We start from the raw sequence: 14,328 nt of genomic DNA, 5'->3' as shown, positions 1-14,328 counted from the left end.
TTTCTCGTGTACTTTTTATGGTTACCTGTATAGCCTTCAATTTGTTCCTTTGTTACTACTTTTTCTTAATAATGCTCTTTACAGTGCTACGTTAAAACAGCAATAAAAATTAATGAAGGGGAATTTAACTCAAATACCAATGATTATTATTTAAGACCGCTTTCTTAAGTAACCCTCATTGATTACGTACTAATCATGATAGGCTCCTCGTTGCCATTTATCTAAAAATTCATCGAAAAAGTGCGCATCTTGTTGTTCTGGATGTTGTTTTTCAACTTGATTAATTTTTTCAATTAGTTGTTCGTTGTCTTCTGTTGGATGATAGTGTGCTTCAATAAAGGCCGCAGCGATATCACAGATCAAGAATTCTCCTGTTATTTTCCCACCGAAACCAATAACATTTGCGTTCAATTCCTCTTTCGCATACAACGCTGTAGTCATATCGCGAACTAAAGTAGAACGGATACCCGGCACTTTGTTAACCGCATTGTTAATTCCAACGCCTGTTCCGCAAATACATATACCCAAATCAGCCTGATTGCTCATTACGGCTTCTCCCACTTTTTTTCCGAAAATAGGATAGTGAGTTCGAGTAAAATCATACGTGCCTACATCTAAAATTTCATATCCCTTTGCTTTCAAAAAATCAGAAACTGCTATTTTGGTATCCGTCACAATATGATCACAACCAATGGCAATTTTCATAAAAACGCTTCCTTTCTATTATTTGTTAAGCCATTTTATTTAACATATCTACACGTATTTGATGACGCCCGCCTGCATAATGACCTGTTAAGAATTCTTTTATTATGTTTTTGGCTAGTTCCGTTCCAACAATTTTTGCGCCCACCGTGATCATCCGAGCATTGTTGTGTTCTCGCGCCATATATGCAGAACGCTCATCTGACAACTCGGCGACAATCATTCCTTTAATTTTAGCAGCAGTCATAAAACTACCTGCCCCATAACCATCAAAAACGATTCCTAAACTTTCAGTATCCTTTAAAACTTCATGAGCAACAGCAAGCGTTGCTTCTATAAAGTCTTCCGAAGCACTTTCACTTTTATCGATTACCTCAACTTTTTCTTGCAATAAGTATTGTTTCATTTCTGCTTTTAATTTTATTCCATCTAAATCTGAACCAAGTATGACACGCATTTTGTTTTCCTCCTTACCTCGTGTATCTACTATTAAAATTCTGTCCCTTTCTTTAAACTCAAATCCCCTTCTCGAAAACATAATAAAACAATATCGAACTTTATTCAACATTTATTTTCTTTTTTGTTTATTATTGTTTAATATTGTGTTGACATCTTTTTGAAAGCGTTTTATATTATACTTGTAAATAAATAATAATATATTAAAGAAACGAGGGGTTCTATGGTTATTAAAACATCGATTTTTTCATTAGATACTACCTATATTTCAAACAAAAAAACACAAGAAGAAGTTTTTGAAGAAGTTTATTTAGATTTGTTAAAAAAAAATTAGTTACACCTGATTTTCTAACTAATTTATTGGAACGAGAACATAACTATCCGACTGGTTTAAGTTTAACACCGATTGATCCTGAACTACCGAATATCGCCATTCCGCATACCGAAAGTACCTTTGTACGGACGACAAGAATTATCCCGATTAAATTGAATCAACCCTTATCATTTCATAACATGATTATCCCAAATGAAACGCTCTCTGTTTCCTTTCTTTTCATGATTTTAAATGAAAACGGTATTGAACAAACGGGTCTTTTAGCAACTATCATGGATTTTATTAACACGACAGACCGTTCATCACTATTGGCTTTTTTTCAATGTGAAGATAAAGAAGAAGTTTATCATTTTTTACAAAAAAATTTTAAAGGAGAGATTTAACATGATCAAAATTTTAGCTGCATGTGGGGCTGGGGTAAACTCTAGCCATCAAATCAAATCTGCATTAGAAACAGAATTATCTAAAAGAGGCTACCAAGTTTCTTGCGATGCCGTAATGATTAAAGATATTAATCAAGAGATGCTATCCCATTATGATATTTTCGCCCAAATCGCCAAAACAGATTTGGGTTTCCCAATCACGATTCCTGTAGTTGATGCAGGCGCAATTCTTTATCGAATTCCAGCAATGGCTGAACCTGTTTATCAACAAATGGAAAGTATCATTCACTCTTTAAACAAATGATTTCCTTTTCAGACTAATTACTTACGCTTCACTGTCAACAATAACAAAACTAAGATAAAAATTTTGTTATCTTAGCTTATGAAGGAGAAAATAAATGAATACGATTATTGACCTAGCAAATACAATTTTTAAACCTTTAATTGATTTAGGTGCTGCTCCTTTAATGACTATTGTTTTAACACTGATTGCCCTTTGTTTTAAGGTAAAACCCACTCGCGCATTAGAAGGTGGTCTTAAACTAGGAATTGCTTTAACTGGTATCAGTGCTATTATAGGATTTTTAACTACTGCTTTCTCAGATGCAATGGCCTCTTTCGTAGAACGTACAGGAATTTCTTTAAATATTACAGATGTTGGTTGGGCACCTTTAGCCACCATCACTTGGGGATCTCCTTACACGCTTTACTTTCTTTTAATTATGGTGATTGTCAATGTCATTATGTTAATTCTAAATAAAACAAACACATTAGATGTGGATATTTTCGACATTTGGCATCTATCGATTGTTGGTTTATTTGCTATTTTTTGTGGCGCAAACTTAATAATTGCAACAATCTTAGTTATTTTCATAGGTGTTTTAAAAATTATCAATTCTGACTTAATGAAACCAACGTTTAACGATTTACTTAACGCCCCAGATACCAATCCTATGACTACCACGCATATGAACTATATGATGAACCCAATCATTATGGTTTTTGATAAAATTTTTGATAAGCTTTTCCCTTGGTTAGATAAATACGATTTTGACGCTGCCAAATTGAATAGTAAAATTGGCTTTTGGGGATCAAAATTTGCTATCGGGATTTACTTAGGGATTTTTGTGGGTCTTTTAGCTGGCCAAACACCCACGCAAATTTTTTCTCTATCCTTTACGGCTGCAGTCTGTTTGGAACTATTCTCTTTAATTGGAACTTGGTTTATCGCTGCAGTTGAGCCTTTATCACAAGGTATCACTGATTTTGCTTCGAATAAATTAAAAGGACGTACACTTAATATTGGTTTAGATTGGCCTTTCTTAGCTGGTCGTGCTGAAATCTGGGCAGCAGCTAACGTATTGGCTCCAATTATGCTATTAGAAGCCATTGTCCTACCTGGCAACAAACTTTTACCACTTGGCGGAATTATTGCAATGGGTGTAACCCCTGCTCTACTAGTAGTAACAAGAGGTAAACTCATCCGAATGATTATCATTGGAGCAATCGAATTACCTTTGTTCTTATGGTCTGGTACCCTAATTGCACCGTTCGTTACCGAAACCGCAAAAAAAGTTGGTGCTTTCCCAGCGGGTCTAAATAATAATACTTTAATTTCACATACTACCATGGAAGGGCCAATGGAAAAATTCTTAGGATACTTAGTCGGCAATGCATCACAAGGTCAACTCGAATTTATTTTATACGCATGTCTGGCGCTAGTCGCCTATCTACTGATTTTCATTTGGTATGCAAAACAAATGAAGAAGCGAAATATTATTTATGCTCAAAAAGCTCAATAAGGGAAACTAAAAAGAAGAGGTGCATCTGCACCTCTTCTTTTTAGTAGATCACCCTGACAACTTTTTCCAATACTTTAGATGTGTCAAATTTATCTTTATTTGTAACTACCGCTGTCACTTCTTCTAATTGATAAAAAGAATAAAAATCCTGTTTCTCTACTTTAGAAGTATCCATTAACAAATATTTTTCTATTGAGTTATCTAATGCAATTGCTTGTGTTTGTCCTTCTTCAATAGTGGCTGTCATAATTTTATTATCTTTTAACGCATTACAACTAAAAAATGCTTTATGGAAATGCATTTCTTCTAATGCTTTATTAGCGATTTCACCAAAAAAAGATTTAGTTAAAAGTCGCATTTCTCCACCAATTAAATAAATGGTCAACGCATTCTTTTTTTTACTTAACGTTTCAAACACAGGCAAACAGTTTGTTACTACTCTTAAATGTTTAAATTCCATTGCCTCGGCTAAAAGTTCAATAGTTGTTCCTGGTCCTAGGAAGATAGTTTCTTCTTCGTGAATTAAACTTAATGCTTTTTGGACAATTTCTTTTTTTTCAACACTATTAATAATTTGTTTATCAGCATGAGACAGTTCATGTGGACGATATGTATTTAAACTGCTAGCTCCTCCATGTACTCGTTTTAAACGCCCCGCTGCTTCTAATTCTGTCAAATCTCTACGAACAGTCATATCCGAAACATTTAATCGTTCCATAATTTCAGTAACTTTGATTGCCCCTTTTTGATCTACTAGAGAGACTATCGCATTTAATCTTTCTTCTTTTAGCATTTTCATCGCTCCATTGTTAGTATATCTTTTATTCTACGATAAAATACTTACTATGAATACTAAAACATTTCTCCATTTATTTTAACATGAACGACGATTTGTAAAAAATTGACGATTTAGCCTATCTTTATATAAACAGATATCACTCCAACGATTGATTTAGATCTATTTGAGCCTAGTCAAATAGAGATCTAGCATAAAAATTTCCCATAAAAACATCCTCTACTCTGAGCACCTCTATCCCCCAAAATAGCACATAGGCAAAGGCAGGTTACTTATAAAAAGGTAAGCAACCCGCCTTTGCCTATGTTTAAGTAAACGATGTATTTCCCCTATTACTGATTCAAAGTCCTTAAAACTTTATAATCACTGTTTTGCACGAGTAAAACGCTACTTGGGTTATCTGGATAAGCAGCATTGCCATCAAATGATACAACAACAGTATTCGTACCAACTTTCGTGAATTGTGTGTATGAGCCCCCAGCACCGCCCACGTTGGCAAAATGTAATGTCATAGTATCGCCTTTTGTTTCTACTTCGCGCCAATTTGCCCGCTGATAGTTATGCCAGTCAATTTGAGTTGAAATTTCGTTTGTCGTGTTTTTATACATTCCTTCGTAAAAATCAATCGCTTCCTCTTTTGAAGACCACGGATTGACTGAAATATTTGGGATTTGTTCTTTAGTAATTGACGGGGCACCTACAATTTTTTCAAAGCCAGCCCTCAACTCTGCATTATCTGTTGCTCCAAAATATAGATAGTCATAAGGATTTCCTTGATTTTGCATCGTCACTAAAACTAAGGGCTGATTGTTAACGATGGTGAATAAATACAAGTGCTTTTGCATTTCTGGTTGCGTTTCTGCATCAGAGTAAACAGCAACTAACGCATATCCATCCTTCACTTGTCCATTTTCAGACCATTCTAAATAAATGGGATGCTGACCAATCGCTGGCTGCATAGTAACATTTCCTACTAGACCATCAGGCGCTTGAACACCATTAAAATTGATTGAATTTCCTAGTGTATATTCTTTATACGTTTGGTTCATCCGTTGCCCCCAATCAGCCATAAATTGTTGTAGCTGTGCCTTTTTTTGCGCAGACCACAACTGATTTTCAGTTTTAGTAGAAGCAGAAGAATTACTTTGAGTCGTACTAGATTTTGACTCCGTGCTCATTTGACTTGCTTGGCTGTTGTTAACGGTAGCAGGTGCTTTCATTTCTGATGTTGCTGTCGGCTTGCTTGATTTGCTTGCAGTGCTATCACCACTTTTATTGGAAGAACATCCTGATAAAATACTCAATAAAAGACCTATCAAGATTATTTTTTTCATTGGTAATCCCTTCTTTCTGACAAGAATACTGTACTACTTTTCCCCTTTTCTCACCAGTAAAACTCGACTAAAAACGGCTATGTTTATTTGTTATTTAATTGTTAATTTAAGTTGATTGTAAGCATCCCATAACCAAGGATGCACAACTTTAATATCGTGTTTCAAAATATAATCAATATAGAAATATGCGGCATTTTCTAAAGAACAATTTAAAGCTTGTAATAAACCATCTAAGTATGGTGGCTTCCCTTCTTGATCCCACTTTATTTTATCAGCGACAAACAAAACTAAATCTATGTCCGAATAGTTTTTCTTCAATGTTGTATGGCATTCAATCGCTGATAAAATTTCATTGTCTTCAATACCAAAATCCATTTTCGCAATAGACTTAGAAATTTTTTGATGAATTATCATTGGAAAGGCCATTTCTGCTTCGTTTAATTCAATCCCATATTTTTGTGCGACATTAATTCTCTGATTATTTGGATAAATCGCAGAGATATCGTGTAAATATCCTGCAATACTTACTTTTTCTGGACTAGTTAAATATTTTTCACCGAGTTGATAGGCATACTCTCCAACTTCCATACAATGATAATACGTCTTCTCACAGTTTTTACTCACTAAATATTGTTTAATTTCATTTTTCAACACCTGTTGATAATCCATTTCCACAGCCCTTTCTCATTCCGATTACTCTTCTAGATAAATAAATTATACTCCTTTCATCCTCTAGCAACCTTTTATTTTTTATTAAATAAACAACTAACTAAATTGAAAAAATTGAAACTTTTTGGTCCTCAAATTCGTCTATAACTAATAGGACGTTCAATTTTGTATAACGTGGAGGTGTATTTTTTAACTTTTTCATTAACCAAAGAGGAGTGAAAGTATGCGACATAAGAAAAGAAAATTCAAAATAAACGGGTATGTATTATTTAGTGCGTTAATCCTCATTGTTCTTGTTTTCATTCAAACGTTCCTATTAACTCAACCCAAGATAACAAGTAAAAATGATGATACTACGCAGACATCGACTAAAAATTCAACTGCAAAAAAAGATTCCCCGACCAAGTTAGAAAAGGAATCAACATACATGACTATTTCATCAAAAAAATATGCTTATTCAGCAGACAAAATCAGAAAATATATAACTGGAGAAGAACCTTACAAAGGTGAAAAATTAGTATTCTTAACCTTTGATGATGGCGTTAATAATCAAATAACCCCACAAGTCCTAGATATATTAAAAAAGTATAACGTCCACGCAACTTTTTTTCTTGTAGGAAATACCCTAACTTCCGAAAATCAAAACATAGTGAAACGCGAAGTCGCAGAAGGGCATTCAATAGGCTTTCATAGTTCAACTCATGATTATGCAACGTTATATCCAAACGGGATTGTCAACACTGAAGAAATACAAGCGGAAATAGCAACCATGGAGAACTCTCTAAAAAAAATACTGGGCGAAACATTTCAAACAACTCTCTGGCGATACCCAGGAGGTCATATGTCATGGGGAGGTACAGAAAAATCTGATGAATTATTCAAACAACTTGGCATCCATTGGATTGACTGGAATGCGATGGTTGGGGATGCGGAGCCGTTAGACAGACAGCCTACTACAGTCGCAGAAATGCTCGCTTTCCATCAACATTCACTTGAGGTTTATCCGGATTATAATATTAGAGTAGTCTTAATGCATGATTCAGTAGATAAGGAATTAACAAAACAAGCATTGCCACAATTAATAGAGTTTTATCAAGCAAATGGTTATCAATTTGGTGTCTTATATTAGAGCAACTCGGAGCACTAAAGGAAGTATTTCTGGTCTTAGTCAATGTTGATTTTCTGCTTAATTACACACAAAAACACCCTCTTGCTCAGCAAGAGGGTGTTCGTTTGTCGAATAGTAAAGATTAACGACGGATTTCTTTGATACGAGCTGCTTTTCCGTGTAATGCGCGTAAGTAGTAAAGTTTTGCACGACGTACTTTACCGTAGCGAACCACTTCAATTTGAGCAACACGTGGTGTGTGTAATGGGAATGTACGTTCCACACCAACACCATTTGAAACTTTACGTACTGTGTAAGTTTCGCTGATTCCAGCACCACGGCGTTTAATTACAACACCTTCGAATAACTGGATACGTTCACGAGTACCTTCGACTACTTTCGCATGAACGCGAACAGTGTCACCAGGGCGGAACGCAGGAATATCCGTACGTAATTGTTCTTGTGTTAATTCTTGAATTAATGGATTCATTTTATCCTTCTCCTTATTCCCAAATATTCTTATGGTCACTTCTGCCACAGCGGAATATTGTAATAGTTAGAGCGCATTGCACTCACCAAATTAGTTTACCACAGACAAAATAAGCTGTAAAGAGAATTTTCTTGAAAGTTCCCTTATTTTTGCTCTTCTTGTTTAATTTCCTCTAATAACTTCAACATTTCAGGCGTCATTTCTACTGATTCCAACATGTCAGGTCGACGCAAAAAGGTCCGTCGTAATGATTCTTTTAGTTGCCATTCTGCAATTAATTTATGGTTACCATTCGTTAGCACGGCAGGGACTTCCATATCATTGAAAATAGCAGGTCTGGTATATTGTGGATGCTCTAATAGGCCAGTGGAATGTGAATCCGTTTGTGCAGAAAGATTGTTACCTAAGACATCAGGTAATAAACGGACTGTCGCATCAATCATGACCATTGCGCCTAATTCGCCCCCTGTTAAAACGTAATCCCCCAATGAAACTTCATCTGTGACCATCGTGCGAATTCGCTCATCATAGCCTTCATAATGTCCACAAATAAAAACTAAATGTTCTTCTTGTGAAAATTCCTCGGCCATTTTTTGATTAAACGGTTTTCCTGCTGGATCTAATAAGATGACCCGTTTTGGTTGCTGGTTTGTCTCTTCTTCAATTGCTTTTAGGTTATCATAAATCGGTTGTACTTTTAAAAGCATCCCTGCGCCACCGCCATACGGATAATCATCGACCGTTTGGTGTTTGTTATCTGAAAAATCGCGAAAATTAGAGACATTCAATTCTAATAACTGCTTTTCCCGAGCTTTCCCAATAATTGATTCCCCCATTGGTCCTTCAAACATTCTAGGAAAAAGAGTTAATACATCAATTCTCATCGTCAATCAATCCTTCTGGAATGTCCACATCAATCCGTTGATTTTCGACATCGACTTTTGTAACAACGCCTTCAATATACGGTAAAAGTAAATCTTTTTTCTTTGGTCGTTGGACGACCCACACATCATTCGCACCAGGAGATAAAATTTCTTTAATTTTTCCCAGTTCACTACCAGTTTCATCATAAACAGTGGCACCAATGATTTGGTGATAATAAAATTCGTCCTCTGCCAACTCAGCGAGATTGTCTTTTGCAACTTTTAAAATACCGTCACGATATTTTTCAACATCATTGATATTTGGATGTCCTTCAAAGCTTAAAATGTCAAAATTCTTATGCTTGCGGTGGGACTTCACGACCAATTCAATTGGTGCTTTTTTCTCTTGAAATAGCAGTAACGTTGCCCCTTTTTGATAACGTTCTTCTGGAAAATCCGTTTTCGAAATGACCCGAACTTCTCCTTTGATTCCTTGTGTGTTCACAATTTTTCCTACATTTAAATAATCTGTCACGTGAAAGCCTCTCTTCCTTGTATTTCATCTTTCCTATTCTACCATTTCTTACGCGCAAATTCTATGAAAAAACAAAGGCCAACTTTTCCAGTCAGCCTTTGTTTTTATTAATTCGTTAAACCAGTTAATGTGCCATAAATTAAAAATAAATTCAATAACGTCAAGGCAATTGCAATAATCCAAGCTAAAAATTTCACCCACGCTGGATTCGCAAATTGGCCCATTAATTTTTTATCACTTGTATACATCGTTAAAGGAATAATCGACACTGGCAAAGCAATACTTAGGAAAACTTGCGTATAAAGTAACAAGTCTTCAACAGCCGTTTCGCTACCGCCATAAATAATGACACAGATAATGACTGGCACAATTGCTAACAAACGAGTTAACACTCGTCTTGCCCACAACGGCATTTTTAAATGGATAAAGCCTTCCATTACAATTTGTCCTGACAGCGTACCTGTAATCGTTGAATTTTGACCCGAAGCCAGTAAAGCAATTGCAAAAAGAATACTTAACACTGGGCTAGCAATATTACCAACAATATCTGGATTTTTCAGAGCATCAAATAAATCAACGAATTTACCTAATTCACTGTTGGTTCCATAAAATAATGCTCCCCCTAGGATTAGCAACAAACAATTTACGACGAAAGCAACAGTTAATTGAATATTTGAATCCCAAGTAGTGAAACGAATTGCTTTGGCTTTCTCAGCATCATCGTTACGATCAAATTTCCGAGCTTGCGCAATGGAAGAATGCAAATATAAGTTATGAGGCATGACTGTCGCTCCAACGATTCCCAAGGCTAAAAATAACATGGATTTATCTGTCGCTATTTTTGTGTCTGGAATAAAACCTCGTAATACTTCACCAACATTTGGATCTGCTAATGCCACTTCATAAGCAAAAACAAAAAAGATGACTGCAATTAAACAAGAAACAATTGCTTCGATTTTGCGAAAGCCTAACTTTGTCAGTAGCAAAAGTAATAAAACATCAAACGTTGTTATCAACACACCAATTAATAATGGAAAACCAAATAATAATTGCAAAGCAACGGCACCACCAATTACCTCAGCGATATCTGTAGCCATTATGGCTAACTCCGTCACCACCCACAAGGCAACGCCCGTTCGTTTACTTGTATGCTCTCTAGTCGCTTGGGCTAAATCCATTCCTGTCACGATTCCTAAGCGCGCAGCCATACTTTGTAGTAACATGGCAACTAAACTAGAAAGCAAAATCACACTAAGTAACGTGTACTTATATTCCGCTCCGCCAGCAATTGACGTAATCCAATTTCCTGGATCCATATAACCAACAGCTACTAAAGCGCCAGGTCCGCTATAGGCTAACAAAGTTCGCCAAAAGCTAGCATTTTTAGGTACCTCGACGGTATTATTTATCTCTTCTAAACTAGGTCCATTTGCATAATTAAGCATTTTTTCCGTTTTCTTTTCTTTCATCCAACATCCCTCAATCTATCTTGTTCACACATTTCACTTTTAGGTATACCTAAAACTAGTTAACATAATTATAGTCTTCTTATTCTTCGTTGTAAACTGTTACATTCTAATTTTTTTAAGCACTTTCGCTATAAATCGTTTGGTTTTTACCAAAAAATCCCTTACACTTATTTTATCATAGATCGGAGGTTATGAGGATGAAGTTAGATATGGTCGGTATTATCGTCAACGATATGACACAAGCACTCTCTTTTTACCAAACGCTAGGTTTTAACGTGCTGGGAGAAGCTTCGCCCGATTACACAGAATTACAAAACAATGGCGTCAGGATTTCTTTAAATTCACTACAAATGATTACTGGCGTCTATGGGTTTGCGCCTAGTCAGCAAGGCGATAAAATCGAACTTGCTTTTCTTTGTGAAACGGCCGCAGAAGTTGATAGCACCGTGAAAAAAATGAGCCAAGCTGGTTACATTGTTTTTAAAGAACCTTGGAATGCACCTTGGGGCCAACGATACGCAATCATTAAAGACGTAGATGCAAATTTAATTTCACTCTTTGCCCCTCTATAATATTACTAAAAGATGTGCCACTTTCGTTTCTTCAACTCTCTTTCGAAAGATCAGTGCAGAATGGGTCTTAAGTAGGATGTCTTTTCTGTCTCTTTTTTTGTATAATAAACTTATCAAATGATGTGTATCTTACAACTTTGTTCGTTTGCAGAAAGAACAAACGATGTTTTTTATTGATAAAAAGTTATATACTAAAAGTACGATGAGTATAACTAAAGGAGATGAGAAATGTGAGTGTTACCCTATCTAGAAAAATTGTTAATATTATTTCCATTTTGGGCATTGTTGCAACCATAATTGCAACCATCTATTTTATCCGATTAGGTGTCTTCAAGGACATCAATGCACTAAGAGGACTAGTAGGGCAATCTGTCATTCTCGGTCCGATTATTTTCATGTTAATTCAGATTATTCAAGTGGTTATTCCGATTATTCCTGGTGGTGTTAGCTGTGCTGCAGGGGTCTTGATTTTCGGGCCAACAATGGGCTTCGTCTATAATTACGTTGGTATTGCACTTGGCTCTATTATCATTTTCTTATTAGGTCGTAATTATGGGAAACCATTCATTATGAGCCTTGTCAGTGATAAAACATATAACAAGTATATCGGTTGGTTAGACAATGAAAAACGTTTTGAACGATTGTTTGCTTTAGCAATTTTCTTCCCGATTGCACCGGATGATGCGCTTTGTTTAATGGCCGGTTTAACAAAAATGTCTGTGAAAAAATTTACTCTGATTATTTTATTAGCAAAACCTGCTTCTATCTATTTATATAGTCTTGCGTTAATTTATGGCGGTACATTTTTAACTAGCTTACTGGGAATGTAAAATAAATAAAAAAGCGAACGGACTAAATCAAAACTCTGCCTGTGTCAGTTTGATTTAGTCCTTTTATTATGGAATTTTGGTAGAAACTGGGGGACTTTTGATGTTTAGTTATTTTAAAAATAGTATTGTGAATACGCTAGATTTTCTTAAAGGGACAACGGCGTATTTTCGCGACGTGCTCTTGATGCACGGATTTATGTTATTCGTTCTATTGCCTTTATTGACAAGTTTGTCCAAATTGGTACTCAAAGAAGGTGGGATTGATTATATTTCCTACGATAACTTAGGGGCAATTGCTATGCAACATCCCTATGTCCTTTTGACTTTTCTACTAATTGGGCTGTTAATTTTACTGGCGCTCTTTTTTGAATTTACCTTTTTATTGCTTAGTGTTTATTTTATTAAGAAAAAGCAACCAATTACTCTAACGCAATTATTGCACGGCACCTTGCTTCAGATCAAAAAAGTTCGAGGAATTACCTTTCTGTTTTTCCTGGCATATTTCTTTTTGATTTTACCATTAAGTGGGTTAACCTTCCGCTCTTATTTATTAACAAGAGTTAAGATTCCAGCCTTTATCTTAGATTTTATTTTTGCAAATCGCGTCATTATTATTATTGGTTTCGTATTGTTAGAACTGATTATCTTATATTTAGCGATTCGACTTGCTTTTGCCCTTCCAGAGTTGATTTTACGTGATGTTGGTTTTCGTGAGTCTTTGAAACGTAGTTGGCAAATTACAAAGCGACGCTTTTTCCAGATTTTAGGACAATTTATTATCATTGGTGGAACTGTTTTAGGGATTTTTACGGCTGGCTATTTCTTGATATTTTTAGGTCAAACCGCCGTTGAAACGTTTAAACCTGAGTGGTCTTTACCTAGCGCTGTCATCGCTATGACACTCCTTCAGGTTATGATGCTCTTAAACTTGGTGTTGTCTAGTGTTGCTATTTTTTACATTATTGTTGATGATATGGAGGATGAAGGGATTTTGCCTGACACGCCAGAATGGTTCACCCCGAAATCAGAGGTTCGGGTAGAATGGACCACCTTCAGAGTCGTTCTTTTTTGTTTGATTGCAATCATCTTCGGAATTGGTGTAGGCACCTATAATACGAATTACCTAAGTCATACACCTGACCGAAAACCGGTTACCATCTCCCATCGTGGTGTCAATGGTAACAATGGCGTTCAAAACACCTTGGACTCTTTAATCGAGACCAATAAGGCAAAACCTGATTATGTTGAAATGGATATTCAAGAAACCAAAGACCATCAATTTATTGTCATGCACGATTTTAATTTACGGGCATTAACGGGTGTTAATAAACGACCAAATCAATTAACACTTAAAGAATTAACGAATATGAATGTCACAGAAAATGGTCAAACTGCTAAAATGGTTTCTTTTGATGATTATTTAGCCAAAGCCAATCAATTAAAACAACGTTTATTAATTGAAATCAAAACCACGCCTCAGGATAGCCCTGATTTAGTGCAGCGCTTTGTCAAACAATACCGTGAAAATATTTTAGAAAACGGTCATATCCTTCATACCTTAACCTATGATACGGCGATGGCCTTAAAGAAAGAAGAACCACGCTTTTATGTAGGCTACGTTATTCCTTTCAACATTGTGGGACCGCCTAAAATGCCAGTTGACTTTTTTACTATGGAATACAGTACAATGAATCGTAACTTTGTAAATGCCGCTCATCATGATGGGAAAAAGGTTTATGCTTGGACAGCAAATGATGAAGATGTTATGACGCGAATGATTTTTTATGGTGTCGATGGCATCATTACCGATCAGCTCAGTCTACTGAATGAAACAATGAAAACCGATTTAGAAAATCCAACATACTCCGATAAACTGTTAAATTTCGCTATTGGAATGGGTTAAAAAAAGAGCGTGGGACAAAAATCACTTTGGATTTTTGCTCCACGCTCAAAAACTGATAAACGGCGGGAACAGAAGCAACTCC

The 14,328-nt window shown here is 35.8% G+C and carries 15 protein-coding genes and 1 pseudogene; 7 read left to right on the top strand and 9 right to left on the bottom strand.

Translation table 11 applies throughout. The features are described 5' to 3' along the window. Positions 1-189: 189 nt before the first annotated feature. Together lacB and lacA are read right to left on the bottom strand one after the other, a co-directional pair. Positions 190-705: a galactose-6-phosphate isomerase subunit LacB gene (gene lacB / locus AB3I72_RS03715; RefSeq protein ID WP_061101371.1), complete on the bottom strand. Its 516-nt coding sequence runs from the start codon at positions 703-705 to the stop codon at positions 190-192. Between the two features lie 25 nt (positions 706-730). Then, positions 731-1,159, bottom strand: a complete 429-nt coding sequence (lacA, locus tag AB3I72_RS03710; RefSeq protein ID WP_002357188.1) for a galactose-6-phosphate isomerase subunit LacA — start codon at positions 1,157-1,159, stop codon at positions 731-733. 222 nt (positions 1,160-1,381) lie between these two features. Between lacA and AB3I72_RS03705 the strand changes: the two are divergent. The 3 genes and pseudogenes from AB3I72_RS03705 to AB3I72_RS03695 all read left to right on the top strand — a co-directional run bounded on the left by AB3I72_RS03705 (position 1,382) and on the right by AB3I72_RS03695 (position 3,677). Beyond that, a pseudogene (locus AB3I72_RS03705) lies at positions 1,382-1,875 on the top strand (PTS sugar transporter subunit IIA). Position 1,876: 1 nt separating this feature from the next. After that, entirely contained in the window at positions 1,877-2,179 is a 303-nt protein-coding gene (locus AB3I72_RS03700) for a PTS fructose transporter subunit IIB (RefSeq protein WP_002357185.1), read from the top strand. 94 nt (positions 2,180-2,273) lie between these two features. Beyond that, on the top strand, positions 2,274-3,677 hold the full coding sequence (locus AB3I72_RS03695; protein ID WP_368023585.1) for a PTS galactitol transporter subunit IIC: 1,404 nt from the start codon (positions 2,274-2,276) through the stop codon (positions 3,675-3,677). Between the two features lie 40 nt (positions 3,678-3,717). Here AB3I72_RS03695 and AB3I72_RS03690 read toward each other — a convergent pair whose 3' ends face one another. The 3 genes from AB3I72_RS03690 to yqeK form a co-directional block, all read right to left on the bottom strand. After that, positions 3,718-4,470 carry a DeoR/GlpR family DNA-binding transcription regulator gene (locus AB3I72_RS03690; protein ID WP_002374588.1) on the bottom strand — a complete coding sequence of 251 codons (753 nt, stop codon included), beginning with the start codon at positions 4,468-4,470 and terminating at the stop codon, positions 3,718-3,720. Between the two features lie 335 nt (positions 4,471-4,805). Beyond that, positions 4,806-5,807, bottom strand: coding sequence for a DUF4767 domain-containing protein (locus AB3I72_RS03685; protein ID WP_002419915.1), 1,002 nt, complete (start codon positions 5,805-5,807; stop codon positions 4,806-4,808). 90 nt (positions 5,808-5,897) lie between these two features. Continuing rightward, positions 5,898-6,476 carry a bis(5'-nucleosyl)-tetraphosphatase (symmetrical) YqeK gene (yqeK, locus tag AB3I72_RS03680; RefSeq protein WP_002419916.1) on the bottom strand — a complete coding sequence of 193 codons (579 nt, stop codon included), beginning with the start codon at positions 6,474-6,476 and terminating at the stop codon, positions 5,898-5,900. Between the two features lie 223 nt (positions 6,477-6,699). Here yqeK and AB3I72_RS03675 point away from each other — a divergent pair, with 223 nt between their 5' ends. Then, complete coding sequence (locus AB3I72_RS03675; protein ID WP_368023583.1) at positions 6,700-7,605, top strand: polysaccharide deacetylase family protein; 906 nt, start codon at positions 6,700-6,702, stop codon at positions 7,603-7,605. A 121-nt stretch (positions 7,606-7,726) separates the two neighbouring features. On the opposite strand, the gene rplS is transcribed toward AB3I72_RS03675, so the two are convergent. From rplS to AB3I72_RS03655, 4 genes are all read right to left on the bottom strand, one after another. Next, complete coding sequence (gene rplS, locus AB3I72_RS03670; RefSeq protein ID WP_002357176.1) at positions 7,727-8,074, bottom strand: 50S ribosomal protein L19; 348 nt, start codon at positions 8,072-8,074, stop codon at positions 7,727-7,729. Positions 8,075-8,217: 143 nt separating this feature from the next. Next, the gene (gene trmD / locus AB3I72_RS03665; RefSeq protein WP_002381776.1) at positions 8,218-8,958 is read right to left on the bottom strand and encodes a tRNA (guanosine(37)-N1)-methyltransferase TrmD; all 741 of its coding nucleotides are present in this window, start codon (positions 8,956-8,958) and stop codon (positions 8,218-8,220) included. Further along, positions 8,948-9,472 carry a ribosome maturation factor RimM gene (gene rimM / locus AB3I72_RS03660; protein ID WP_002360070.1) on the bottom strand — a complete coding sequence of 175 codons (525 nt, stop codon included), beginning with the start codon at positions 9,470-9,472 and terminating at the stop codon, positions 8,948-8,950. The genes trmD and rimM overlap by 11 nt, the downstream gene beginning before the upstream one ends. Before the next feature lie 107 nt (positions 9,473-9,579). Continuing rightward, positions 9,580-10,941 carry an Nramp family divalent metal transporter gene (locus AB3I72_RS03655; protein WP_002360069.1) on the bottom strand — a complete coding sequence of 454 codons (1,362 nt, stop codon included), beginning with the start codon at positions 10,939-10,941 and terminating at the stop codon, positions 9,580-9,582. A 197-nt stretch (positions 10,942-11,138) separates the two neighbouring features. Here AB3I72_RS03655 and AB3I72_RS03650 point away from each other — a divergent pair, with 197 nt between their 5' ends. From AB3I72_RS03650 to AB3I72_RS03640, 3 genes are all read left to right on the top strand, one after another. Further along, positions 11,139-11,513, top strand: a complete 375-nt coding sequence (locus AB3I72_RS03650; protein ID WP_002419919.1) for a VOC family protein — start codon at positions 11,139-11,141, stop codon at positions 11,511-11,513. Between the two features lie 230 nt (positions 11,514-11,743). After that, complete coding sequence (locus AB3I72_RS03645) at positions 11,744-12,343, top strand: TVP38/TMEM64 family protein (protein WP_002357169.1); 600 nt, start codon at positions 11,744-11,746, stop codon at positions 12,341-12,343. Between the two features lie 100 nt (positions 12,344-12,443). Next, the gene (locus AB3I72_RS03640) at positions 12,444-14,246 is read left to right on the top strand and encodes a glycerophosphoryl diester phosphodiesterase membrane domain-containing protein (RefSeq protein WP_368023581.1); all 1,803 of its coding nucleotides are present in this window, start codon (positions 12,444-12,446) and stop codon (positions 14,244-14,246) included. Positions 14,247-14,328 lie beyond the last annotated feature (82 nt).

Source organism: Enterococcus sp. GC34, assembly GCF_040886645.1.
GTDB classification, from domain to species: domain Bacteria; phylum Bacillota; class Bacilli; order Lactobacillales; family Enterococcaceae; genus Enterococcus; species Enterococcus faecalis.
The sequence above is the reverse complement of the archived record's forward strand: the minus strand, read 5'-3'. Positions and strand labels throughout refer to the sequence as shown.

Bases quoted from the DNA above. Each gene is read 5' to 3' on its own strand.
- lacB (WP_061101371.1), bottom strand. From the start codon at position 705: ATGAAAATTGCCATTGGTTGTGATCATATTGTGACGGATACCAAAATA.
- lacA (WP_002357188.1), bottom strand. From the start codon at position 1,159: ATGCGTGTCATACTTGGTTCAGATTTAGATGGAATAAAATTAAAAGCA.
- AB3I72_RS03700 (WP_002357185.1), top strand. From the start codon at position 1,877: ATGATCAAAATTTTAGCTGCATGTGGGGCTGGGGTAAACTCTAGCCAT.
- AB3I72_RS03695 (WP_368023585.1), top strand. From the start codon at position 2,274: ATGAATACGATTATTGACCTAGCAAATACAATTTTTAAACCTTTAATT.
- AB3I72_RS03690 (WP_002374588.1), bottom strand. From the start codon at position 4,470: ATGCTAAAAGAAGAAAGATTAAATGCGATAGTCTCTCTAGTAGATCAA.
- AB3I72_RS03685 (WP_002419915.1), bottom strand. From the start codon at position 5,807: ATGAAAAAAATAATCTTGATAGGTCTTTTATTGAGTATTTTATCAGGA.
- yqeK (WP_002419916.1), bottom strand. From the start codon at position 6,476: ATGGATTATCAACAGGTGTTGAAAAATGAAATTAAACAATATTTAGTG.
- AB3I72_RS03675 (WP_368023583.1), top strand. From the start codon at position 6,700: ATGCGACATAAGAAAAGAAAATTCAAAATAAACGGGTATGTATTATTT.
- rplS (WP_002357176.1), bottom strand. From the start codon at position 8,074: ATGAATCCATTAATTCAAGAATTAACACAAGAACAATTACGTACGGAT.
- trmD (WP_002381776.1), bottom strand. From the start codon at position 8,958: ATGAGAATTGATGTATTAACTCTTTTTCCTAGAATGTTTGAAGGACCA.
- AB3I72_RS03655 (WP_002360069.1), bottom strand. From the start codon at position 10,941: ATGAAAGAAAAGAAAACGGAAAAAATGCTTAATTATGCAAATGGACCT.
- AB3I72_RS03650 (WP_002419919.1), top strand. From the start codon at position 11,139: ATGAAGTTAGATATGGTCGGTATTATCGTCAACGATATGACACAAGCA.
- AB3I72_RS03640 (WP_368023581.1), top strand. From the start codon at position 12,444: ATGTTTAGTTATTTTAAAAATAGTATTGTGAATACGCTAGATTTTCTT.